Origin of the sequence: Pseudomonas sp. dw_358 (assembly GCF_018449655.1) — a bacterium.
Classification (GTDB): Bacteria; Pseudomonadota; Gammaproteobacteria; order Pseudomonadales; family Pseudomonadaceae; genus Aquipseudomonas.
Genome location: NZ_JAAVUX010000017.1, coordinates 17,002 through 30,875, shown reverse-complemented (window position 1 = coordinate 30,875; position 13,874 = coordinate 17,002). Strand labels below are relative to the sequence as shown.

Sequence of the window (13,874 nt, the reverse complement as noted above, 5' to 3'; positions counted from 1 at the left end):
TCCAGTAGTACAACAAACGGACGGAAGCAGCGCGTCACCTGTTCAGGTGGTCTGTCTCCCGGGCTTTTATCCCGCCGTGTAACCTCTACTGGAGGTCGTTGACTCTCGGACCAGTCACTCGTCTTGCGAGCCGGAACCCTAGCCAACCATTTTCAGATTGTGGTGCATAAAACAAGCGACACTCGCTGCACCTGATTTCAAAAGCAAAAGTTGCGCCAGCCAGCCGAAAACACCAGGTTGGCGCAGATGCGCCCCGGATTCCGCGGCGTGCCCAGGCATTTTCGCACCAACACGGCGCGCACCGCTCTGTGGCGGTGCGGCGCAGGGGCCATTTGACGCAAACCTATCATTTCACCCTGATACGCCTATCGGCGGTTTTGGAGGATTTGATAGCATCACGCTCCCGCTTCTTCCAAGGCCGCCCCCATTGCCCCCTCTTGCCGATAACCTCCTCCAGACCCGCTGGTTCATCGGCCTGCTGATTGCCATGGTGCTGATCATGCCGTTGGGCACGGACATCTACCTGCCGTCACTGGATGCCATGAGTCATGACTTTGGCCGCAGCCTGGCGGACGTGCAGGCCACCATTACGCTGTTTGTGTTCAGTGTCGGCTTGGGGCAGTTGCTGTGCGGTCCGCTGTCGGACCGAATCGGCCGCCGTCCGGTGGCGATTTTCGGCAGTGTCACCTTTGGTCTGGGCAGCGTGCTGGGCCTGCTGGCACCCACGCTGGAAGTGTTCTACCTTGCGCGCATCCTGCAAGGGATTGGCGCCTGTGCCGCGACCGTGGCGGCCAACTCGGCGGTGCGCGATCGTTTCAGTGCGGCCACCAGTGCGCGCCTCTACAGCTATATGACCGGCGCCCTGTACGTGGTGCCGGCCAGCGCCCCATTGATCGGTGGCGCGCTGGCCGCTCGCTTCGGCTGGCGCAGCACGCTGCTGTGCATGGCCCTGTACGCGCTGGCGGTGACCGTGCTGTTCGTCTGGCGCTGGCCGGAGACCCAGAGCCGCGCGAACCGTCAGGCCGTGCGGGCTGCCAGCAGCTGGCGCGGCGATTTCGGGCCGATGCTCAAGAACCGTCGCTTTCTGTTCTGCGCGTTGGTGGCCTTGTCCGGCATGGCCATGAACCTGATCTACGTGTCGTGTGCGCCCTCGGTGATCATGACCCAGCTGCACAGCAGTTCCGTGCAGTTCAGCCTGTGGTTTGCCCTCAACGCAGTGATCAGCATCATCGGCTTCATGCTCGCGCCAAAAATCATCCAGCGCTACGGCCTGTTCGTCGCCCTGCGCCTGGGCGTGACGCTGATCGTGCTGGCCGGGGTCCTGGCCTTGCTCCTGCCGCTGGGATTTGCCCCCAGCGGGCTGCGCTTCATGGCCCCGGTACTGGTGCTGTCCATCGGTTTTTCCGCGGCATTGGGGTCGGCCATGGGTTTGGCGCTGGAGCCCTTTGGCGCAAGGGCCGGCGCAGCGGCGGCGCTGTTCAGCATCCTTCAGCTCAGCGGGGGTTCGGTGCTCGCCACGCCCTTGCTCAAGAGCGGCTTGAGCCCCGAGCTTCAGTTGGCATTCGTCGGGCTGGTGGTGCTGCTGCCGGCGTTGCTGCTGGCGCCGCGCCTGCTCGCGGTCCATCGTGATCAGGCGCCAGCGGCGCACCGCAGCCTCAGAGATTCTCGGCCGTCAACAGACTGAACGGCAACACCCATTGGCGGGCATTGCCGGGCTGATCGGCGAGCATCACCTCGACCAAGGTACGGGCCACCTGTTCCAGTGGGTGAGCCACCAGCAGTTGCACCACGTTATCGATCAAAGCGCGCCGGGTACTGTCCGTGACCTCGTGACAGATGGTCACCAGGTCACGGTGCCGGCCGGTTTCGCGCAATGCCCGCACCACCCCCTCGACCCCGCCGCTGTTGATGTACAGCCCCACCAGATCGCTATGTTCTTCCAGTAACTGGCACGTGGCGACATAGGCCGAATCACCGCCCTCCTGATTAGGCAGCGGCGCCAGCACCTCATAGTCACTGAAGTTTTCCCGGAAATACGAGCGAAAGCCGATCTCGCTGAACTCCTGGCAGAGCACCCGATGGTCACCCATCAGCGTCGCCACCTTGCCCACCCGCTTGCTCAAGTGCGCCATGGCCCACCCGGCGGTACGGCCGACCTTGCGGTTGTCCAGGCCGATATAGCCGGCCCGCTGCGCAGCCGTCAGGTCGGTCATCAGCGCGTAGGTGCGCACCCCCATGGTTGCCAGTTGCTCGATGGCCTGACTGACGATGGGGTGGTCTGCCGCCACCAGCGCGATGCTGTCGACCTGTTTGCCCAGCGCCATCAAGGTGTCCGCCACTTCCTCGGGGCGCATGGCGTCGATCTGCACGATGGTCGGTTCGCCCACCCGGTCGCCCGCCTGACTGACCGCTGCGGTCAGCGCCTGGGTCACCGTCGCATAGAACGGCGGGTTGTGGCTCTGCAACACCATGGCCAGTCTTTTTGCCGGCAGCCCCCCTTTGCCGACGGACGGCGCAGGCGCCAAGCTATCATTTTCTTTGATAGAAAGCCCCAGCCGCTCAGCCGCTTGGTAGACACGTTCGCTGGTTTTCCGGCTGACCGGGGCGCGCTGGTTGATAACCCTGTCTACGGTCGCCACGCCTACTCCTGCGGCCTTTGCCACCTCGATCATGGTCGGCTTGGGGTTTGACATCCCTACGCTCCTGTATAAGCTCAGCCTCGAGCCTATCAAAATAAATTCAACAAATGATAGACCTATCACGATAACCGCGTGACAGGTCGGAGGTCGCTACCATGAACACCCACCCCCATGATGACGTGCCCCCATCCGGCAGTCACGCCGATTACCGACTCACTGCACAAAATCAGCAACTGGCCGCGCTGCGCGGGCTGGTGTCCGCGCAATGGCACACCTGCAGCGTCGAACGTAAGGTGATGAAGAACCTGATGAAGCGCAGCGACCGCCCGGCCCTGACCAACATGGCGCTGTGGTTCGGCCTGATGTTGGCCTCGGCCGGGGTCGGCATCGCCACCTGGGGCACCCTGTGGTGCATCCCGGCCTTTGCCCTGTACGGCCTGCTCTATGCGGCCAGCGACCACCGCGCCCATGAACTGTCCCACGGCACGCCGTTCAAGACGGCCGGGTTGAATCGGTTTTTCTACCAGATCGCCGCGTTCATGACCTTTCATGAATCGACCTACTGGCGCTGGAGCCACACCCGTCACCACACCGATACCCTAGTGGTGGGCAGCGACCCGGAAATTGCCGTGCCGCGCCCGCCCAGCCTGTTGAACATGGCACTGGACGCCTTCGCCCTGCGCGCTGTGCCCGTGGAGATGGCCCGCACGATCCGCCACGCCTTTGGCAGCGTCAGCGAGGAGACCCGCTCGTTCGTGCCCGAGTCGGCCATGGCCAGGATGATCTGGAGCAGCCGGCTCTATGTGCTGATCTGGGCGGCCACCCTGGCCAGTTGTGTGGCCATGGCCAGCCTGTTGCCGGCAATGCTGTTGCTGCTGCCACGACTCTATGGCGGGCCAGTCACCCAGGCGCTGAACCTCACCCAGCATACCGGCTTGCCGGAGAACGTCCTCGACCATCGGCTCAATTGCCGCACGGTGTACCTGGGGCCGTTTCTGCGCTTCGTCTACATGAACATGAACTACCACATCGAGCACCACATGTTTCCCATGGTGCCGTACCACGCCCTTGCCCAGCTGCATGAAGTGATCAAGGATCAATGCCCACCGCCCTACCCCAGCCTGTGGGCGGCCTGGAGGGAAATCATTCCGGCGGTCATGCACCAGCGCCGCGACCCTTATTGGTCGGTGCGCCGCCCGTTGAGCACCACCACCCGTAGCGCCGAACCGGCCATGGCCTGAGGTGACGATCATGTCCGATACCCTTGAAATCTTTCAGGCCCTCTGGGGCATGGAGCGCCTCGGCACTGGCGGTGAGCCAAGCCTTGAAGCGAACCTGGACCGCATCCAGCAGGCCGGCTTCAGCGGCATCACCGCGCTGTATGAGTCCCCCGCCCACGCCGAGCGCCTCACCGCCCTGCGCCACGAGCGCGGCCTGCAGCTAGAGGCCCAGGCGCAACCGCGGCAACTGGGCGACCTGGCCCCGGCCCTGGAGCTGATCGCCCGCCATGACTGCCATCACGTCACGGTGCAGGTGGACATGCGCCCCTACACCCTGGGCGAAGCCATGCACATTGTCGAAAGCTGGCTGCCGTTGTTCGAGCAGTTCGACTTCCCGGTGCTGCTGGAAACCCACCGCCAGCGCCTGACCAACGACCTGCCTCTGACGGTGCACCTGCTCAAGGCTTTTCCCCAGCTCAAGCTACTGGCCGACCTGTCCCATTACGTGGTCAGCCGGGAAATGCCCGACGACCCCGATGCCCGCGACCGCGAGGCCATCGCCATGGTGCTGGAGCACGCTCATGGTTTTCATGGTCGCTACGCCAGCGCCGAACAGGTCCAGGTGCCGCTCGGTTACCCGCAGCATGCCGGTTACTACGCACTGTTTCATCAGTGGTGGCTGGCCGGCTTCGAGAGCTTTCGCCGGCGCCTCCCCGGCCATCCCGAGCACCAGCGCCGGACCTTGTCGTTCACCTGCGAGCTGGGGCCTGCGCCTTATGCGATCACCGACCGCCACGGCCACGAGCTGAGCGATCGCTGGGAGGAAGCCCTGATCCTCAAGCACCTGGGCGAAGACCTGTGGAGGCGCGCCTGCCTGACCCATCCTTGACTCGATCCATGACTGCCCCTTGACCGTGAGTACAACAATAATGACAAGCAAGACTTACGATTCACTGGCGGGCGCCCAGAGCGCCCGCGCCAGTAAAAGCCAGGTGGATGCCAAGCGCTACCTGCGCATGGTCACCCTGATCGCGACCTTCGGCGGCCTGTTGTTCGGCTACGACACCGGGGTCATCAACGGCGCCCTGATGTTCATGAAGATTGAGCTGGGCCTCACGCCCCTTACCGAAGGGCTGGTGGCCAGTTCTTTGCTGTTGGGCGCGGCGTTCGGCGCAGTCATTGGCGGACGCCTCTCCGACCGTAACGGCCGACGCAAGAACATCCTGCTGCTGGCCGCGCTGTTCTTCATCGGCGCCTTGACCTGCTCGTTCGCGCCAAACATTCCGATCATGGTCACCGCACGCTTCGTCCTTGGCCTGGCCGTCGGTGGCGCTTCGGTGACGGTGCCCACTTATCTGGCCGAGATGTCGCCGCCCCACGTGCGCGGGCGCATCGTCACCCAGAACGAACTGATGATCGTCAGCGGACAACTGCTGGCCTTTGTCATCAACGCATTCCTGGGTAACACCTTTGCCGAGTACCCCGGCATCTGGCGCTGGATGCTGCTGGTGGCCACATTGCCTGCCGTAGCGCTCTGGCTGGGCATGCTGATGATGCCCGAAAGCCCGCGCTGGCTGGCGTCACGCGGGCGCTTCGGCGATGTATTGCAGGTGCTCAAGCAGGTCCGCGAACGCAATCAGGCAGCCTGGGAAATGCGCGAGATCAAACACGCCGCCGTCGCCGACGCCCAGACCACTCAGGAAGGCTGGCGCGCCCTGAAAACCCCATGGATGCGGCGCATCGTGTTGATCGGCATTGGCCTGGCCGTGGTGCAACAGGTCACCGGGGTCAACTCGATCATGTACTACGGCACCCAGATCCTCGCCGACTCGGGCCTCGGCCATCAGGCCGCACTGATCGCCAACATCGGCAACGGCGCCGCCGCCGTGGCCGCCACCCTGATCGGCATCCGTTACCTGGACCGCGTCGGCCGCCGCCCGCTGCTGCTGATGGGCCTGGCCGGCACGACCCTGTGCCTGCTGGCCATTGGTGTGCTGTCCAGCGTCATGCCCCCGAGCCCGGCCCGGGCCTACACCTTGCTGGCGTGCATGCTGGTGTACATGGGCTTCATGGCCGGCATGGTCGCGCCGGTGACCTGGGTCATGCTCTCGGAGATGTTCCCCTTGCGCATCCGCGGCTTCGCCATTGGTGTGGCCGGTTGTGCGTTGTGGCTGACCAACTTCAATGTCGGGCTGTTCTTTCCACCGCTGGTGGCGGGCATCGGCATTGGTGGGACCTTTTTTCTGTTTGTGGCGCTGGGGGTGATGGCGTTGCTGTTCAGTGCGCGATTTGTGCCGGAGACGCGGGGGTTGACGTTGGAGGAGATCGAGGCGCGGTTTCGGGGGCCGGTGCTGATGGGTGCCTGATGGATCGCCCACAGACCTGTGGGCGATCTGCCAGTCAGCCCGGAAGACCCCAGTGCACGACCAGTTCGGTGAAGCTCCTTTTGGATCCGCTTGCTGGCCCAGAAAGTGGAGTTTGTTACTCGCAGGCGGTGCTCGAAAGCCCTACTCCACCTTCACCAATGGCAGCCCGCGAATGTCCGCCACCGTCGCCGCGCCCGCCAGTTGCATCACCGTGCGCAGCTCGGCGTTGATATGGTTGAGCACCGACTCCACCCCCTGCCACCCACCCAACGCCAGGCCGAACAACACCGGCCGCCCGAGGGCGACAACGTCCGCGCCGCTGGCCAGGGCCTTGAACACATCGAGGCCCCGGCGAATGCCGCTGTCGAAGATCAGCGGCACGCGGCCCTGCACCGCTTGGGCGATGCTCGGCAGTACCGAGAAGGCGCCCGGCGTGCCGTCCAGCTGACGGCCGCCGTGGTTGGAGACCTGTAAGGCGTCGGCGCCGAAATCCACTGCTGCCAGCGCGTCCAGCGGGCTGGCAATGCCTTTGATGATCAGCGGCAAGGGGCTGTGCTGGCGCACGAAGTCAAGGCTGCGGTGGTCCAGGCACGGCTGGAAGGTGCGCTCGACGCCGCGGGGCTGACCCAGCAGGTCGAGGAAGTTGCGCGGCTGCGCCACCGGCGGGTAGGCGAATTCATGGCGAATGCAGCGTTCGCGGTGGCCGCCCACCGGGACGTCCACGGTCAGAGCGATGGCTTTATAGCCGGCACTGACGGCCCGCTGAATCAGCTCGCGGTTGAAGCCGTCGTCGCGGGTCAGGTAGAGCTGGAACCATTTGTCCCCGTTGCTGGCCTGAGCGATGTCCTCCAGGCTCAAGGTCGACACCGTGCTGACCGTCAGCAAGGTGCCGGCCGCATGGGCGCCGCGGGCAGTGCCGGCCTCGGCGCTGACGTGGGCGATGGCCTGGCCGCCCATGGGCGCAATGATCACCGGGCTGGCCAAGGCGCTGCCGAGGACGCGGGTTTGCAGGCTTTCGACGACTTTGCCAGTGAGCACGCGCTGGGTGACAAAACGGCGGTCGAAGCTGGCGCGGTTTTCCTGCAAGGTCTGCTCGGCGCCGGCGCCGCCGACGATGTAGTCGAAGCCGGTGGCGGGGATGATGGCCTGCGCCAACGCTTCCAGATCCAGCAGGTTGGTCAATTTCAATGGGGCGACACGTTCGCCAGTGGGCCAGGCGTTGGCGGTGGTTGATCCGGTCATCAGTCGACTCCTGCGGGTGGGTGGGTTACTTCAACTCGATGTCGTTGAACAGCGCCAACCCCTCCGCCGTCCAGTGGAAGTTGCTCACTCGCCTTGCCGTGGCCGCCTGCCAGATCCGTTCGTAGATCGGAAAGCTCGAGCCTTCATCGATCAGCAGGTCTTGCAGGTCGCCATATGCCTGGGCGCGCTGCTCAGGCCGGGTGGCGGTCAGCCCCGCGTCGAACAGGGCCTCGGCCTTGGGCAAAACGTCAGGTGCATAGAGGTTGCGGGCCACGCTCGGGGTGAGGGCGGTGCGCGGGTCGATGATGGTCTGCAGGATGATCGGGTCAGCGCGGGTCATGTAGGTCGAGGTCAGGTCATACTTGCCGCTGGCGTTGTTGCGATACCACTCGGCGGTAGGCAGGACATTGAGGATCAGTTCGATGCCGACATGGCGCAGCTGGTCTTGCAGCAGCACATCGCCTGCGGTCTCGGTGGGCGAGATGTTGTCCACCAGCTTGAGGCGCTTGCCGTTCTTCGCGCGGTAACCATCGGGCTGCTTGACCCAGCCGGCCTGGTCCAGCAGCTTTTCTGCGCCCTGGGGGTCGTAGGCCAGCTTGGCGCCCTGGCTTCTGAAGTACGGCGTGGTCACATCCAGTACGCCATCCACTACCGGGAACTGCGGGTTATAGACAGTCGAGGCATAGGTCTTGCGGTCGATGGCCTTCTGCAGGGCCAGCCGCACCGTGCGGTCGGCGAGAATGTGCTCACCTTCGGTGTTGGGGAACAACACCAGCGCAGGACCCGGCAGCGAGCGCGTTTGAATGGTGGCACCCTTGGACTTGAAGAGCTGCTGGTCGACATCGGAGAACGGTGCGCGCGGCCACAGCACGTCCACCTGGCCCTGGATGAACTGGCCGTTGCGCACGCTGTCCTCCGGCACGTAGCGAATGTCCACGCCATCGATGTGCGCATCGCCCTTGTTCTGCACGTTGGCCGACGGCCAGGCGTAACCCTGGCGCTTGACCAGTTGCACGTTGCTTTCCGGGGTGTAGCTCTTGAGCAAGAACGGCCCGGTGCCGATGATCGCCCCAGCCGAGCGCTGGGCGTCGGTGAGTGTGTAGGATTCGGGGGCCATGATCGCCAGCTGGGTGGTCGAGGTAGCTTGCAGGAAGCCGGCGTTGGGTTTGGACAGCACGAGTCGGACGGTGAAGTCGTCCAGCACCTCGGCGTGGTCATAGCCGGCCAGGTAGGTAGCACCGAACACGGTAGGCAGCCTGGCGGAGAAGGCTTTGTCGAAATCATAGGCGGTCTTCACAGCGTGGGCGTCGAAACGGGCGCCGTTGCTGAAGGTCACGTCCTTGCGCAGGTGAAAGGTATACGCCAGGCCGTCGTCACTGACATCCCAGCTGGCCGCCAGCCAAGGGATGATCTGGCCGGTCTTGGGGTCCTGATCGGTGAGGGATTCGACGACGTTGCGCACCACCACCCGGTGCTCGATCCAGTACACCTGAAACGGGTCGAGGCTGACCAGGGTGGTGTTGTCGCGCAGGTAGGCAATGCGCAGGGTCTTGCTGGCGGCGCTGTCCTGAGCTGAGGGCGAGCAGGCCGAGAGCAGCACGGTGGTGATGACCCCGGCCAGCAGCGTTGCGAGACGCCTGGCGGCAAGCGATGGGGGCGATGGCAAGATCGGAATCATAGAAAACTCATGACAAAGGGCGGGAACGCTCATCGAGCTTTTAAGACGGTAATCGTCTGGTCCGGCGCTGTGAAATTCGATTTTCTTCTATGTTAATTATCAATAGAAAACATTAATCCGATATTGCGTTATCAGCCCGCCGCATTTTGTGAACAGGCATGGTGCCGGCAGTTGCCCAAGACGCCGTCACACGCCCTGGACGATGATGATATCGGCCTGCGCCGCACCCTTGCGCAAGGCCAGTGCGGCCTGGTACTCCGGCGAGTTGTAGCAGGCCACCGCCTGATCGTACGACTCGAATTCGATGATCACGCTACGCTGGGGAGTGGGTCGTCCTTCCAGGGATTCGGAGGGGCCGCCCCGGGCCAGGAAGCGTCCGCCGTACAGGGCGAAGGCAGCCGGCCCACGCTGGGTGTAGAGGCTGTACTGCTCGGGATCGGTGATATCGACGTGTGCTATCCAATAGCCTTTCATGGCGCAACCCTCAGTCAATTCAAGCGGGGAGTAATGTGTCTGATGGTATACCAGGTTTCCACCTGCCGTCAGCCCCAGAAATAACTGCGAAAACCTTGGACAAATCTTGGCATACCATAATATGGTAGAGCCTAGATCGAAACACAGTCGCGGCCCCCGCAAGGGATACTCCAAGAGAACGCCATCAGGTTCAGGGCCTGGGCGCATTACAGCCAGCGACCGATCCGACTTGACTACTGCTCCTTATCGGCGGGTGTAGTAAACCCGCCCAGAACATAACAAATGAGGGCGTAAGAGATGGTGTTGAACAAACGTATCAAGGCAGTACGCCACGCAGTCCTTGGCGCCGCGATTATCGCCGCCACTGCCAACGTGGCGTGCGCCGCAGACAGCCTCAACTTCGTCAGTTGGGGCGGCACCACCCAGGATGCGCAGAAGCAGGCTTGGGCCGACCCGTTCAGCAAGGCCAGCGGCATCACCGTCGTGATGGACGGCCCAACCGACTACGGCAAGCTCAAGGCCATGGTCGACAGCGGCAACGTGCAGTGGGACGTGGTCGACGTTGAAGCCGACTTCGCCCTGCGTGCAGCCGCCGAAGGCCTGCTTGAACCCCTCGACTTCAAGACCATCGACCGCAGCAAGATCGACCCGCGTTTTGTCTCCGACAACGGCGTCGGCTCGTTCTACTTCTCCTTCGTCCTGGGCTACAACACCAGCAAACTGGGCGGTGCCAAGCCGCAGGACTGGAATGCCCTGTTCGACACCAAGACCTACCCTGGCAAGCGCGCGCTGTACAAATGGCCGAGCCCGGGCGTGCTGGAAATGGCCCTGCTGGCGGACGGCGTACCGGCCGACAAACTGTACCCGCTGGACCTGGACCGCGCCTTCAAGAAGCTCGACACCATCAAGCAAGACATCGTCTGGTGGGGCGGCGGCGCCCAGTCGCAGCAACTGCTGGCCTCGGGTGAAGTGAGCATGGGTTCGTTCTGGAACGGCCGCCTGTATGCCCTGTCGCAAGACGGTGCGCCGGTGGGCCAGAGTTGGAAACAGAACCTGGTCATGGCCGACTTCCTCGTGGTGCCCAAGGGCTCGAAGCACAAGGATGCGGCCATGAAATTCCTCGCGGCCAGCAGCGCCGCCAAGGGCCAGGCGGACTTCTCCAACCTCACCGCCTACGCCCCGGTCAACACTGACAGCATCCCCCGCCTGGACTCGGCGTTGGCGCCCAGCCTGCCGACGGCCTACCCGAAAGATCAAATCACTCTGGACTTCGCCTACTGGGCCAAGAACGGCGAAGCCATCGCGACACGGTGGAATGAATGGCTGGTCAAGTAAAAATGGCAAGCGTAGCGTCGCGTACTCAGCCTGCGGGTGCAGCCGTCGCTGCCCCTTTCAAGGAGGAGCCGGCCGTGACCGCACTTGATTCACCTTCGTGGCGCCAGCGATGGCGCGGGGCAGGCAACCTTGCTCCTGCCCTGCTCTTTCTCGGGGTGTTTTTCTTCGCCCCGCTGATCGGGCTGCTGCTGCGCGGCGTGCTGGAGCCGGTGCCGGGCCTGGGCAATTATCAGGAACTGTTCGCCAACTCGGCCTACTCGCGGGTGTTGATCAACACCTTCTCGGTGGCCGGGCTGGTGACACTGTTCAGTGTGCTGCTGGGCTTCCCGCTGGCCTGGGTCATCACCTTGATGCCCCGTGGCTGGGGCCGCTGGATTCTCAACGTGGTGCTGTTGTCGATGTGGACCAGCCTGCTGGCCCGCACGTACGCCTGGCTGGTGCTGCTGCAGGCGTCCGGGGTGATCAACAAGGCGCTGGTTGCGCTGGGCGTGATCGATCAGCCGCTGGAAATGGTGCACAACCTCACCGGCGTTGTGATCGGCATGACCTACATCATGATCCCGTTCATCGTGCTGCCATTGCAGGCCACCATGCAGGCCCTGGATCCCATGGTTCTGCAGGCCGGGGCCATCTGCGGCGCGAGCCCCTGGGTGAACTTCACCAAGGTGTTCCTGCCGCTGTGCCGGCCGGGCCTGTTCTCCGGTGCGTTGATGGTCTTCGTGATGTCCCTGGGGTACTACGTGACGCCCGCTTTACTGGGCGGTGCGCGGGACATGATGCTGCCTGAATTCATCGTGCAGCAGGTGCAGTCGTTCCTCAACTGGGGCCTGGCCAGCGCCGCCGCCGCGTTGCTGATCCTGATCACCCTGGTGCTGTTCTACTTCTACCTGAAGCTGCAACCGGAATCCCCGGTGGGCGCAAGCAATGCGAGGTAAACCGTCATGCTGCTGACCCCCAATGCGATGAGCCGGCGGATGCGCCTGGGGTTGTACCTGGGCACCGGTGCGATCGGTTTGTTTCTACTGCTGCCGATCGTCTTCATCGTCCTGCTGTCGTTCGGCTCCAGCCAATGGCTGGTGTTCCCGCCACCCGGCTGGACCTTCAAGTGGTACGGGCAATTCTTCGCCAACGCCCAGTGGATGGACGCGGCGCTGTCGAGCCTGAAAGTCGCCCTGCTGACTACGGTGTTCTCCGTGGCCCTGGGGGTGCCCACGGCCTTTGCCCTGGTGCGCGGGCGCTTTCCCGGGCGCGAGGCGCTGTATGCGCTGTTTACCCTGCCGATGATCGTGCCGCTGGTGATCATCGCCGTGGCGATCTACGCGCTGTTTCTCAAGCTGGGCTACACCGGCACACTGTTTGCCTTTGTGGTCAGCCACGTGATCGTTGCCCTGCCCTTCACCATCATCTCCATCATCAATTCGCTGAAGTTGTTCGACCAGTCCATCGAGGATGCTGCGGTGATCTGCGGCGCCTCGCGCTTGCAGGCGGTGTTCAAGGTGACCTTCCCGGGCATTCGTCCGGGGCTGATCGCCGGCGGCCTGTTCGCCTTTCTGGTGTCCTGGGACGAAGTGGTGCTGAGCGTGATGATGGCCAGCCCCAACCTGCAGACCTTGCCGGTGAAAATGTGGACCACGCTGCGCCAGGACCTGACCCCGGTGATCGCCGTGGCTTCGACCCTGCTGATCGGGCTGTCGTTGCTGATTATGCTGGTGGCCGCCGTCCTGCGCCGCCGTAATGAAACGCGTCTGGGAGTGAATTCATGAGTGCCGTGATCGACGCGCCGTCGCAGAACCCCGGGAAAACCCTGGTCTCTTTGCGCAACCTGAACAAGCACTACGGCCAGTTTGCGGCCGTGGACAACATCTCGCTGGACATCCAGGACGGCGAGTTCCTGACCTTCCTCGGCTCCAGCGGCTCGGGCAAGAGCACCACGCTGTCGATGCTGGCCGGGTTCGAAACCCCCAGCTCCGGCGAAATCCTGGTGGGCGGCCAGTCGCTGGTCAGCGTGCCGCCACACAAGCGCGACATCGGCATGGTGTTCCAGCGCTACTCACTGTTCCCGCACCTGTCGGTGCGCGACAACATCGCCTTCCCCCTGGCCATCCGCAAGTTGGCGGCGGCCGAGCGCGAGCGCCGTGTCGACGCCATGCTCAAGCTGGTGCAACTGGACACCTTCGCCCACCGCCGGCCGGCACAACTGTCCGGCGGCCAGCAACAGCGGGTGGCCATCGCCCGGGCGCTGGTCTACGAGCCACGCATCTTGCTGATGGACGAACCCCTCGGCGCACTGGACAAGAAACTGCGCGAAGACTTGCAAGACGAATTGCGCCAGCTGCATCGGCGCCTGGGCATTACCATCGTCTACGTGACCCACGACCAGGAAGAAGCCATGCGCCTTTCCCAGCGCATCGCGATTTTCAGTCACGGCAAGATCGTCGGCCTGGGCACGGGTTATGACCTATACCAGAACCCGCCCAACGCCTTTGTCGCCTCGTTCCTGGGCAACTCCAACTTCCTCAAACTCAAGGCCCGAGGCAACGGCGCGGCGCTGTTCGAAGAGCAACGGTTGGCCATACGCTTGACGGCCGGCCTGAACCACGACCAGGACGTGCTGCTGATGGTCCGTCCGGAAAAGGCCCAGGCCCTGAGCGTGGCCCAGGCCGAGCTTGAACCCTTGCCCCAAGGCTGGAACCAGGTGGCGGCAACCGTAGGCGAAGTGCTGTTTCTCGGCGAGAGCCAGACGTGCAGCGTGGTGACCGCCGGCGGCACGGCCATGACCGTCAAGGCCCTGTCTGCGGCCGGCATGCCACTGCGCAGCGGCGATCCAGTGCGCGTGCGCTGGGCGACGGCCGACGCCTGCGTCTACACCGAGTGGCAGGCCAGCGATTTGAACAAGGCGGCAGGCGCTCATTGAGCCTGT

12 protein-coding genes and 1 riboswitch are annotated in these 13,874 nt (G+C 63.7%); of the genes, 8 read left to right on the top strand and 4 right to left on the bottom strand.

Annotation, left to right across the window (positions count from 1 at the left end):
- Nucleotides 1-53: 53 nt before the first annotated feature.
- Nucleotides 54-153: riboswitch (guanidine-I (ykkC/yxkD leader) on the bottom strand.
- 274 nt (nucleotides 154-427) lie between these two features.
- Nucleotides 428-1,684: a multidrug effflux MFS transporter gene (locus HB675_RS20610; RefSeq protein WP_213880936.1), complete on the top strand. Its 1,257-nt coding sequence runs from the start codon at nucleotides 428-430 to the stop codon at nucleotides 1,682-1,684.
- Here the strand turns inward: HB675_RS20610 and HB675_RS20605 are convergent.
- Nucleotides 1,656-2,693 (bottom strand): LacI family DNA-binding transcriptional regulator, encoded by a 1,038-nt coding sequence (locus HB675_RS20605; RefSeq protein WP_213880934.1) that lies wholly within the window; start codon nucleotides 2,691-2,693, stop codon nucleotides 1,656-1,658. The genes HB675_RS20610 and HB675_RS20605 overlap by 29 nt on opposite strands.
- A gap of 101 nt (nucleotides 2,694-2,794) precedes the next feature.
- On the opposite strand from HB675_RS20605, the gene HB675_RS20600 reads away from it, so the two are divergent.
- From HB675_RS20600 to HB675_RS20590, 3 genes are read left to right on the top strand one after another with little or no spacing between them, the layout of a single operon-like run.
- Nucleotides 2,795-3,880: a fatty acid desaturase gene (locus HB675_RS20600; RefSeq protein WP_213880933.1), complete on the top strand. Its 1,086-nt coding sequence runs from the start codon at nucleotides 2,795-2,797 to the stop codon at nucleotides 3,878-3,880.
- 10 nt (nucleotides 3,881-3,890) lie between these two features.
- Nucleotides 3,891-4,748, top strand: coding sequence for a sugar phosphate isomerase/epimerase (locus HB675_RS20595; protein ID WP_213880931.1), 858 nt, complete (start codon nucleotides 3,891-3,893; stop codon nucleotides 4,746-4,748).
- A 40-nt stretch (nucleotides 4,749-4,788) separates the two neighbouring features.
- A complete protein-coding gene (locus tag HB675_RS20590) occupies nucleotides 4,789-6,225 on the top strand; it encodes a sugar porter family MFS transporter (protein WP_213880929.1) in 1,437 nt (478 codons plus the stop codon).
- Between the two features lie 141 nt (nucleotides 6,226-6,366).
- On the opposite strand, the gene HB675_RS20585 is transcribed toward HB675_RS20590, so the two are convergent.
- From HB675_RS20585 to HB675_RS20575, 3 genes are all read right to left on the bottom strand, one after another.
- Nucleotides 6,367-7,467 (bottom strand): alpha-hydroxy-acid oxidizing protein, encoded by a 1,101-nt coding sequence (locus HB675_RS20585; RefSeq protein WP_213880927.1) that lies wholly within the window; start codon nucleotides 7,465-7,467, stop codon nucleotides 6,367-6,369.
- Between the two features lie 25 nt (nucleotides 7,468-7,492).
- Complete coding sequence (locus tag HB675_RS20580) at nucleotides 7,493-9,145, bottom strand: ABC transporter substrate-binding protein (RefSeq protein ID WP_213880925.1); 1,653 nt, start codon at nucleotides 9,143-9,145, stop codon at nucleotides 7,493-7,495.
- Between the two features lie 186 nt (nucleotides 9,146-9,331).
- The gene (locus HB675_RS20575) at nucleotides 9,332-9,619 is read right to left on the bottom strand and encodes a DUF1330 domain-containing protein (protein WP_213880924.1); all 288 of its coding nucleotides are present in this window, start codon (nucleotides 9,617-9,619) and stop codon (nucleotides 9,332-9,334) included.
- 297 nt (nucleotides 9,620-9,916) lie between these two features.
- Here HB675_RS20575 and HB675_RS20570 point away from each other — a divergent pair, with 297 nt between their 5' ends.
- Genes HB675_RS20570 through HB675_RS20555 form a run of 4 tightly spaced genes read left to right on the top strand, consistent with a single transcriptional unit; the run spans nucleotide 9,917 to nucleotide 13,868 of the window.
- Nucleotides 9,917-10,954: an ABC transporter substrate-binding protein gene (locus tag HB675_RS20570; protein ID WP_213880922.1), complete on the top strand. Its 1,038-nt coding sequence runs from the start codon at nucleotides 9,917-9,919 to the stop codon at nucleotides 10,952-10,954.
- A complete protein-coding gene (locus HB675_RS20565; RefSeq protein ID WP_213880921.1) occupies nucleotides 10,939-11,889 on the top strand; it encodes an ABC transporter permease in 951 nt (316 codons plus the stop codon). The genes HB675_RS20570 and HB675_RS20565 overlap by 16 nt, the downstream gene beginning before the upstream one ends.
- 6 nt (nucleotides 11,890-11,895) lie before the next feature.
- Nucleotides 11,896-12,717 carry an ABC transporter permease gene (locus HB675_RS20560; protein ID WP_213880919.1) on the top strand — a complete coding sequence of 274 codons (822 nt, stop codon included), beginning with the start codon at nucleotides 11,896-11,898 and terminating at the stop codon, nucleotides 12,715-12,717.
- Nucleotides 12,714-13,868 (top strand): ABC transporter ATP-binding protein, encoded by a 1,155-nt coding sequence (locus HB675_RS20555; protein ID WP_213880917.1) that lies wholly within the window; start codon nucleotides 12,714-12,716, stop codon nucleotides 13,866-13,868. The genes HB675_RS20560 and HB675_RS20555 overlap by 4 nt, the downstream gene beginning before the upstream one ends.
- The last annotated feature ends 6 nt before the right edge of the window (nucleotides 13,869-13,874 follow it).